Origin of the sequence: Candidatus Erwinia dacicola, from assembly GCF_001756855.1 — a bacterium.
GTDB lineage: Bacteria > Pseudomonadota > Gammaproteobacteria > Enterobacterales > Enterobacteriaceae > Erwinia > Erwinia dacicola.
This window is the reverse complement of the sequence record NZ_MAYS01000368.1, coordinates 1-8,184: the sequence shown is the minus strand read 5'-3', so window position 1 is coordinate 8,184 and position 8,184 is coordinate 1. Positions and strand designations below refer to the sequence as shown.

Sequence of the window (8,184 nt, the reverse complement as noted above, 5' to 3'; positions counted from 1 at the left end):
CTGCACCTGTCCCAGTGCTCAGCCAGCGTCCGGTGCCGAGCGAGAGCCTGCAACATCCTCTGGCAACGTACCAGGCCTTGCTCGAGGTGCCAGCATGAACCTTCAGCATGATCGTATTGCCGCGCTCTGCGAACAACTCAAGCTCGACCGTCTGCCGGCAGAGTGGCCCAGTGTGGCACAGGCGACCATCGACAACAGCGGCACACATGCCGACTTCCTGGAAGCCGTTTTGCAGCTCCAGCATGATGGCCAGAACGAACGGCGTCGCCAGACCATTTTGCGGTTATCAGGCCTGCCGGTGATAAAAACACTGGCGCAGTTCGATTACGCCTATGCCAGCGGCGTTCCACGAAGCCAGATCCAGGAGCTGGCAGGTCTGGCATTTATCGAACGTCAGGAGAACGTTGTCCTGCTAGGGCCTTCAGGCGTCGGCAAAACGCACTTTGATTAGACATGAGATAAATAAAGGAATAACCGTGAGATAATTATGGGACTTCAGGGGAAGACTGTGGATTCCGTGGGATACTTTTTGTAAAACGATTACTGTATGTGAAAGGGAATCAGGATTACAGTAATCCCCTTCAGAATTCTGCTACCAACTTCAACTGGTAGTATCCGCCGGAAATCCACACCCTAAATGGAGATACTCATGGACAATGATACCTTAGAAACACTGTTAGTGGCCCAGGTTGCCACTTTAGCCCATCAAATCAAACAGGCCAAAGCAGCAAAGGGAATATCAACTACTGATACCTGTGTTGGAGATGCCGTAAGAATGATTAAGAATCAGCGTGCTGAAATCCTTCGCAAGCTCTCTGAAATTCGCTAGTTTCACAATCGATAAGCATCGTCGCGTCAATCAGCAACGCGACCTCAGTTAGCACCTGGCGGGCTTGTCCAACAGGCAACCCGCCAAGATTGTTTTTGATGATGCTTATGGCTAACTTTGAAATTTCCGAATTATCTAAACCGATACTGCTATAGCTGGCTTCTGACATGTCAATTTCCTCGTTAATGAAGAGCCTATGAATACAATGAGCTAAACTGGAAAGTAAGGATGGTAAAGTACTTTAACTATCCATCTTCACCAGCAGACTCATCCTCAAATAATTTCCCCTGCATCCGATCCAGTTCTTCTCTTTTAACCCGTTTCACCACGCTGTAAATCCATTGTAGCGAAACGCCGAACTTGCGGGCCAGTTCGTGATGGTTGCGCCCGTCGAACTCCAGGAAGATTTCCCTGTCGCGCTGGCTGACCTTCGAGACCATGCCCATCGGGAAGTAAACGTTCTGCCCGCCCCAGACCTGCATCATACGGTTAGCTACTGCCTCGCCGATTTGGTCAGCCACCGCGATATCAATCTCGATGATTTCACACACCGTTGTAGCGGTATGCTGGGCAAGTTCAACCAGCAATTCAGGCCCTTTACTGCGAAACTGGCTATGGTCGCTCATGTTCGTTTCCCCGTTGTCCGGTAATGCCACTTTTTGAGCTTCTCAATAACACTGCTGGCCTGTTCCGAGTTCAGCCAGCGCAATCCGTCAACACCAGTTTCCCGTTTCACCCAACGTGCCAGAGAGAGTTCAGAACTGTCACGGATAACGCCTGCAGCAGCCATATCCAGCCAGAGAGCGCGTATTTTGCGGGACTGTGGATGGTCATCCAGCGCAATGCCGGCTGTAGCGTTTCCGGCAGGCTTAACCCTGAATCCTTTCTTTTTCATGGAATCCAGCACTTTAGTTAGCTGCGGAAGATCCATCCCTTTGGTTGAAGCCCTACCGGTTAGCCCCTGCAACATCTGGCGGTAGGTATCTTCGTCTATCTTCAGGTCATTACGGGCAATGTGAATAAGCTGAATTAACTGCTGTTTAGTCATGGCTGTCGCCCCCTGCATCCCGTTGGCTAACAAAGTCGACAAAAAGCGGCAGGGTTAATGGCCAGAGCAGGCAGATAACTGACCAGCTAATCCAGCGTTTCGCCCCCTGATAACGCGAATAAAAGCCCATATAAAGGTGCAGCTGAGCGGTACACCAGCCCACAAATCCATACCAGAACACACCCGATACAATGAATTCTGCCATTATTGTGCCCCCAGTTTCTGCTGTTCCTGTCCGTGGACTGGCTGGTGCAGCCTGATGTTCTCGCCTTCTCTGTAGCCAAGGTGGCGGGACATGTCTGCGTCACGGGATTTCCCGGCCTCACGGCCCGTGGTTGTACCTGATTCCGGGTATTTCTGCTCAAGCCAGAGTTTAGCCAGCTCCCGTTCCTCGCGGGACATAGCAAGTAAATGAACTTCGCTGCGCACGGCCAGAACCCAGCCCTCGGCAAATTTGTCACCACGGCTGGTTTTGGTTTTGTTCTTGATCCTTTTATTGTGCTGCCCGATATAGCTTTTACGTGCCGCTATTAATTGTCTGGCCAGTACCTCCCATGTGTATGAGGCCAGTTCCACGCGGTCTTTATTACCGTAAAAGCCAACGCTGGGTTTAAAACCAGAGTGGATAATAGACTTAACCCCAAATGCCACCTGGATAATATCCAGCAGGCCCAGCATGTAACGCGGCGGATTAACGCTACCTGCAGCCCAGTAATTACTGACGCTTTCATCAATATCACTGAGTGCAAGGTCGGCCTGGGTGATGTTATATGCCAGCATCAGCTTCTGAGCGCGTTGCAGGGCCAGCGCAGCTTCATGGGGATTGTCGGATTTGGCCAGCGCAAGTAGCTTCTTTAACTTCTCCAGCACCTTTTCATTATTCTGCGGCATAAGTCACCCCCAGACGTTCAGCAAGGCGTTCCAGCTTTTTTTGCTTATGAAAGTCAATCAGCAGGCCCATCCCGTTGAGGCGGAACTGTTCAATCATGATTTCAACGTCAGCCAGTTCGGCGGCTTCTTCCATCAGCTTCAGCGCCTGTGCTTCAGGCCCAAAGGTCTTAAGGGCCAGACTATAAATAGCGGGGCGGTTAGATAATTTCATACCTTTCATTGTTTTGCCTCGCAGGGGATGAACTCCATAGCCGGGACTTCCACGTAGTAATGCTGGCTGCAGTGCGGGCATACCAGCGTGACGAGAACCGCTGGGACACGGTATTTACCGGAGGTAATGACGGTGGCCTCGCTGAACTTAAGGGTGGTGATCCCTTTCTGACAGTTAGTGCATTTGATGGACATGTTTAATTCCTTAAAGCTGTTTTCGGCGTGCAGAAACCCACGGCGCTGACGCCGAAATAAAAAGAAAATGAATTAAAATTAAATGGCAGCGATATCTAACGGAATATTAATCAGCTTCCCGTGTTTGTCTTTCTCCCGGAAATTAATATAGGTTTTGGACATGGCCACCTGCAGCGATTCCGATATGGCCTCCATTGCCCGGTTCCAGCGTTCGTCCTGAATCTTGACGCGGCGCAGGGAAAGAATACGCCCGGTGTTAAGCTGGCCCTCTTTATCCACCTGGAAAGCATCGCCGATAATGGCCCGCAGGTTGGCGTTCGCGCCTTCAGACCACTCGGTGACGCACTCGTCAATCAGGTCTTTGGCAATCTGCAGCTCAGGCCCAAAAGTCAGAGTTTCCTGCACACGGATAGTGATTTGTTCACTGCCATCAAAGCTGCTGAAGGTTACGTTACCTTTGACCCCGCCGCGTGTTCTGCCGTACTTCTCGGCCACGAGGTCAAGCCAGGCATAGCACTCATCAAAAGCGCTCTGCTTGAAGTCGCTGAGGTCAGCACTTTTGACCTTAGCTGCCGCGATCTGCTCTTTGACAAAGGAATTCATCGCCAGATCGTAATCAGAAACCTGCGCCACCGGCACCAGACGGCCTTTACGGTCTTTCATGTATTCATCTTTAATTAATTCGCTCATTTATGTTCACCTTGTGGTTAATGTAATGACTCTGACCAGGTAATCCGGCAGCCATGCAACTCAAAGACGCCCTGACGAAAGCGCCCTGAACCGTCATGGCCAACGTGGATAAAACTTGCTTTCCCCTGCGCAAGCAGGCGGGCGCAGTGGTTATTTCTTGCGATACGAATGACCGGCTTACTGCCTGCAATCATGACGCTTTGAACGGTGCCGTTCATCGACTTCAGGGCCGCAATAGCGGTTTGCACGTTGTTTATCTGCTGGTTGATATCAGTGATGGATTTCATGGTTACACCCCCTTGACGACGTCGGCATTGACCTGCGGAACCCCGATTTCAGCAGCCAGGTTCATGGCGGCTATCACCAGGTTACTGACGGCCAGCGGATACAGCAGGCTGACCATGTTTTTACGGTTGCTGCCCAGATTACTCAGGCGGGCGCGGATGGCATCTACCGCGCTGGCGTCCATGACGTCGGCCAGCTGCTTACCGGCGCGTTGCAGCTTGAACGCCAGAAACTCTTCTAGGCTGTTGTCCAGCGGCAGCAGTTCAACCACCTCGCAGCGCTGGACGACCTCACGGACTTCCATGTTGCGTTCGGAAAGCTTGTCAGCCAGCTCAGGCTGGCCAATCAGTACGATAGAAAGCAACCGTTTAAACCCTGACTCCAGCTCAAAGAAACGTTTGAGATGCTTTAAAGTTGGAATTGGTAGGCTGTGGGCTTCTTCAATTACCAGAACGTGGCTGAAACCCGCTGAGCAGCTGTCCTTCAGAACACGGTGTAACTGGCGAAAACGGGCATCCTGGCTGCGTTTAATGTTCTCCAGCGGCGCGATGGTGCTGACGATGGCTTCGGCGATAGCCGCCGCCTTCAGGATTTTGCCCTTCACGTCATTGTCTTCCATGGCGATGATATATGGCTCGATAACGATCACCGGCGCGTTCTCGCGGTTGACACGTTCGATCAGGTCGCGGCGCAGCGTGGATTTACCAGCCCCAGACTCGCCGATAACTGCCATAAAGCCACCGTGGCGGGCGGTCTGATAAAGCGCTTCACGCACGTAACGGATATCGGGCGTGGTGAAAACATCCTCCGCGCCCTGCATGGCTTCATCGGCGAACGGGTCACGGAAAAGGCCAAACGCTTTTTTAGTTGCTGGAAATAACACCTGCTTTTTGAGTAACATATTCTCTTCCTCACTGAGGTTGGTTTTATTGATAATGCCCGCCGTGCGGGGCGTGGCTGCGCCCTGCACAGCATCAAAACTCTTCGCAGTATCAATCCCCTTTGAGACCAGATACGTCGTCAGGCGCTGGCGTACTTCGCCAGCATTGGTGCGCGGCCACTGATTGTGGTTAACAATCTGGGCCAGGGTGGCTTCAGATACCGCCAGTTTTCTGGCGACTTCGGCCTGCGGCAGTTTTGCCGCTTTAAGTTGTTGCTTCAGTACCAGCATGTCTTCCTCCTCAGTTGCCGTTAACGATGCTGATAACGCTGCTGCGGGCCGGTGTGGTCAGGGTGACCATCACCTCATCCAGCGCAACTTCCGGTATGCCATCCGGGTACTGTGCCGTTAACTGGCGGTAGTGCTCCGGCGTCCACTTGTGCCCACTTGCAGTGAACTTCTCGCGCAGGGCTTTCGCCGCCTCAACATGGGGCAGCGGACGCTGCTCTATACGCGGCCCGCGAACGTCTGAAGCCTGACCGCGCTTCGGCATATAGGTCGGCAGCGTGGCGTCGTCGATATGCTTGTAAGGGTCAAGCCTGCCGCCGAAGGGCAGTGCCTTCGCTTTACGTGCCGCTGCTGCATCAGTGGCGTTATCTGTTTCGGTGATAAGCTGTTCAATCTCTTTTGCCGCTGTCTGCGCCGGGGTGTCCGCCACGGCTTTATGGCTTTCGCCAAAGACTGCTGCGCTTTCAGCAAAGCCAAACTCGTTCTTTTTAACCTCGTCAACGAGGAAGAACATTTCGTTGCCGTCTTCCCCCGTCAGCACAACCTGTGCGGCATCGGTGCGCCATGGATTGCGGGTAATCATCAGCTTTTCGCCAACGATCACGCCCGGCACCGCAGAGACGTCGTACTCGATGCCCCGGAACGGTACCCGCAGCTTTGATGTCACTTTGCGGCTTTCCGGCGCGGCCACTGCCAGCTCTCTACACACTTCAGCGATTGGCGCTTTCAGAAGTTGATCGGCGGTAATTCTCAGCCAGATATCCGTGCGGGTTTTACGGTGGCGGCTGTGAACTGCCGTCGCGTTAAAGTGGCTTCGCCATTTCACGGCCAGTGCGTTCAGCTCTTCCAGGCTGTTGACCGGCTGGAACTTCAGCCCAGGCTCAAGCTTGCGTTCGATTATGTCGCGGGCTTTTTCCACCTGGCCAGTCGCACGGGCGTTATGCGGCTTGTGCGCTATCAGGTTGATGCCCAGCGATCGACACAGGTTTTTAGTCATACCAGCGGTATTCGCCGAGCCGGGGTCGAGGTAGAGTATTTTCGGCACGCCGTGCAGCGCATCCGCGCCACCGCGCTCCTGCATGGCGTTGATAAGTACAGAACAAAGGTTCTCACCGGATTCCGCGCCCATCACGTACTCAACGTAAATCCAGCCGCTGGTGTGGTCGGTGATCTCATAACTCCACACGCGGTCACTAGCGATACGGGCAATATTGGCAGGCTTGTTCTTGTAGAACTTCGCGCTGTCCATCACCTGTAATCCCTTGTGGCCATTGCTCAGGTAATAAAGGGTGCAGAGTGAAGCATCAATTTCCCAGACATGGTTTGGGTGCAGGCTGGCCATCTCCGAAGACGGTGCAGGTGCGTCCAGCTGTTCCGGGTGCAGGCCGTAGTTACGCAGGGCGCGGCTGATGGTGTCCTCAGACAGCGGGAAGAACTCGCCGGTTTCTTCATCCGTTCTGCCTGCGGAGATAAAGCCGTTGGTGCGCAGGGTCTCCACCGCATCGGCGATGGAATACAGGCGCTTGCCGTTTTTACGGGTCGCTTCACGCAGGGTTGCAGATATCATTGCGGCTTCGTCGCGGCTCAGTGCGCTGCGCCCGGCATCAGTGCGTTTTTTACGTTTATCAGTCACAGATACCGCCTTCAGCTTGCGTAGTAGTGTGGCGCGGGAGAGACCCAGTTCAGCGCAGGCGGCGTCATATACCGCACCGCGCTTTCCATGCCCCGCGTCACGTGCCGCGCGGGCAACAGAAACCAGTCGTTCAGTCAGGGCGGCGCTCATCGGTTACGCCTCCTGCCGGTCAATCTCAGGTACTGGTTCAGTCAGCCAGGCTGGTGCAGCGTTGCCTGTCGGTGTATCTGGAAGGTCAAAGGTCGAGCGAAGGCTGCGGGCAGCATATTCCAGCTCACAAACAAGCCCGGCCATAAAATCTTTGGGCGTATCAATCTGCTTTTCCGCGCAGTATGCACACAGAGTTTCAAAGGCGCTGAACAGGCGAACGGTGATGGCTGATTCCGCTTCGGTGGATAATGCTGTTACTGCAGCCCGCAGTTTCTTCACCTCTTCGTCGGGCTTGGGTGGCTGGATACGGGATTTCTTCTCCAGTTTGGTGGAGAGAGAGTCGATTTTTTCATTTTTGTCGGCGAGCACGCGCTGTTGTGCTGCGTTGGTTTCGCGGGCTTCGCGCAATGCAGCTTTCAGTTCACGGCTGGTCATGCGATCGATATCGTCAAGTGTCATACCGGCAACAGTGCCGCCATCAGCCAATTCGACCAGGTCGTCATCATTTTCGGTCATCAACTCAAAGAGTTTTGTCTTTCCCAAAAGCGCAAGCGCTTGCGCTTTTGATTCAAGTTTTGGGGAAAGATATTTGAGTGATGCCTGCATCATTACCTGTGCAGTCCGCTTTGGTAGAGATAATTGAGATTCAACTATTTTAATGAAGTCACCATGCGGTTCAGGTCGAGTCCGTCAAGGTGGTGTAAATTCAGATCCAGCCTTCCGGTCCGGTAATATGTCTGTTAAGCGCTGAGTGGCAGCGCCTCGATCACATCGTTTTCAGCGGTCTGCTCTATCTCCGCCATGCTGTGCTGCGGCAGGTAGCGGTTCTGCAACAGCCATTCTTCGTTCTGCTCCGTCAGCACCGCACCCAGAAGCCGGGTTATGCTCTCTTCGTTGGGGAAGATACCCACCACGTCGGAACGCCGCTTCACCTCTTTATTCAGGCGCTCCAGCGTGTTCGTGGAGTGGATTTTCACCCGGTGCGCTCCCGGGAACCCGAAGTACGCCAGCACCTCCGCCTCCGCTTCGTCCATCATCTCTGTGACGGTAGAGTCTTAGGACGTGGTGTAAATTTGGAAGGATGG

12 protein-coding genes and 2 pseudogenes are annotated in these 8,184 nt (G+C 53.5%); 2 read left to right on the top strand and 12 right to left on the bottom strand.

Annotated elements, in window-relative coordinates:
* Positions 1-94 precede the first annotated feature (94 nt).
* Positions 95-451 carry an ATP-binding protein gene (locus BBW68_RS10510; protein WP_276325387.1) on the top strand — a complete coding sequence of 119 codons (357 nt, stop codon included), beginning with the start codon at positions 95-97 and terminating at the stop codon, positions 449-451.
* 198 nt (positions 452-649) lie between these two features.
* Entirely contained in the window at positions 650-829 is a 180-nt protein-coding gene (locus tag BBW68_RS18415; protein WP_148127633.1) for a hypothetical protein, read from the top strand.
* 245 nt (positions 830-1,074) lie between these two features.
* On the opposite strand, the gene BBW68_RS10500 is transcribed toward BBW68_RS18415, so the two are convergent.
* The 12 genes and pseudogenes from BBW68_RS10500 to BBW68_RS10445 all read right to left on the bottom strand — a co-directional run.
* A complete protein-coding gene (locus tag BBW68_RS10500) occupies positions 1,075-1,455 on the bottom strand; it encodes a Mor transcription activator family protein (protein ID WP_070135320.1) in 381 nt (126 codons plus the stop codon).
* Complete coding sequence (locus BBW68_RS10495; protein ID WP_070135319.1) at positions 1,452-1,877, bottom strand: gp16 family protein; 426 nt, start codon at positions 1,875-1,877, stop codon at positions 1,452-1,454. The genes BBW68_RS10500 and BBW68_RS10495 overlap by 4 nt, the downstream gene beginning before the upstream one ends.
* Complete coding sequence (locus tag BBW68_RS10490; RefSeq protein WP_284701797.1) at positions 1,870-2,082, bottom strand: hypothetical protein; 213 nt, start codon at positions 2,080-2,082, stop codon at positions 1,870-1,872. Before BBW68_RS10490 ends, BBW68_RS10495 begins: the two co-directional genes overlap by 8 nt.
* A complete protein-coding gene (locus tag BBW68_RS10485) occupies positions 2,082-2,768 on the bottom strand; it encodes a DUF2786 domain-containing protein (RefSeq protein ID WP_070135317.1) in 687 nt (228 codons plus the stop codon). The genes BBW68_RS10490 and BBW68_RS10485 overlap by 1 nt, the downstream gene beginning before the upstream one ends.
* A complete protein-coding gene (locus BBW68_RS10480) occupies positions 2,755-2,988 on the bottom strand; it encodes a nucleoside triphosphate pyrophosphohydrolase family protein (protein WP_070135316.1) in 234 nt (77 codons plus the stop codon). The genes BBW68_RS10485 and BBW68_RS10480 overlap by 14 nt, the downstream gene beginning before the upstream one ends.
* The gene (locus tag BBW68_RS10475; RefSeq protein WP_070135315.1) at positions 2,985-3,173 is read right to left on the bottom strand and encodes a hypothetical protein; all 189 of its coding nucleotides are present in this window, start codon (positions 3,171-3,173) and stop codon (positions 2,985-2,987) included. Before BBW68_RS10475 ends, BBW68_RS10480 begins: the two co-directional genes overlap by 4 nt.
* A 78-nt stretch (positions 3,174-3,251) precedes the next feature.
* Complete coding sequence (locus BBW68_RS10470) at positions 3,252-3,863, bottom strand: DUF3164 family protein (protein ID WP_070135314.1); 612 nt, start codon at positions 3,861-3,863, stop codon at positions 3,252-3,254.
* A 17-nt stretch (positions 3,864-3,880) separates the two neighbouring features.
* Positions 3,881-4,150, bottom strand: a complete 270-nt coding sequence (locus tag BBW68_RS10465) for a hypothetical protein (protein WP_070135313.1) — start codon at positions 4,148-4,150, stop codon at positions 3,881-3,883.
* A gap of 2 nt (positions 4,151-4,152) precedes the next feature.
* Complete coding sequence (locus BBW68_RS10460; protein ID WP_070135312.1) at positions 4,153-5,319, bottom strand: ExeA family protein; 1,167 nt, start codon at positions 5,317-5,319, stop codon at positions 4,153-4,155.
* A 10-nt stretch (positions 5,320-5,329) separates the two neighbouring features.
* On the bottom strand, positions 5,330-7,099 hold the full coding sequence (locus tag BBW68_RS10455) for a DDE-type integrase/transposase/recombinase (RefSeq protein WP_070135311.1): 1,770 nt from the start codon (positions 7,097-7,099) through the stop codon (positions 5,330-5,332).
* A gap of 3 nt (positions 7,100-7,102) precedes the next feature.
* Positions 7,103-7,777 (bottom strand): annotated as a pseudogene (locus BBW68_RS10450) (DUF3102 domain-containing protein); the annotation flags it as partial.
* A gap of 62 nt (positions 7,778-7,839) precedes the next feature.
* Positions 7,840-8,136, bottom strand: a pseudogene (locus tag BBW68_RS10445) (transposase); the annotation flags it as partial.
* Positions 8,137-8,184: the final 48 nt, after the last annotated feature.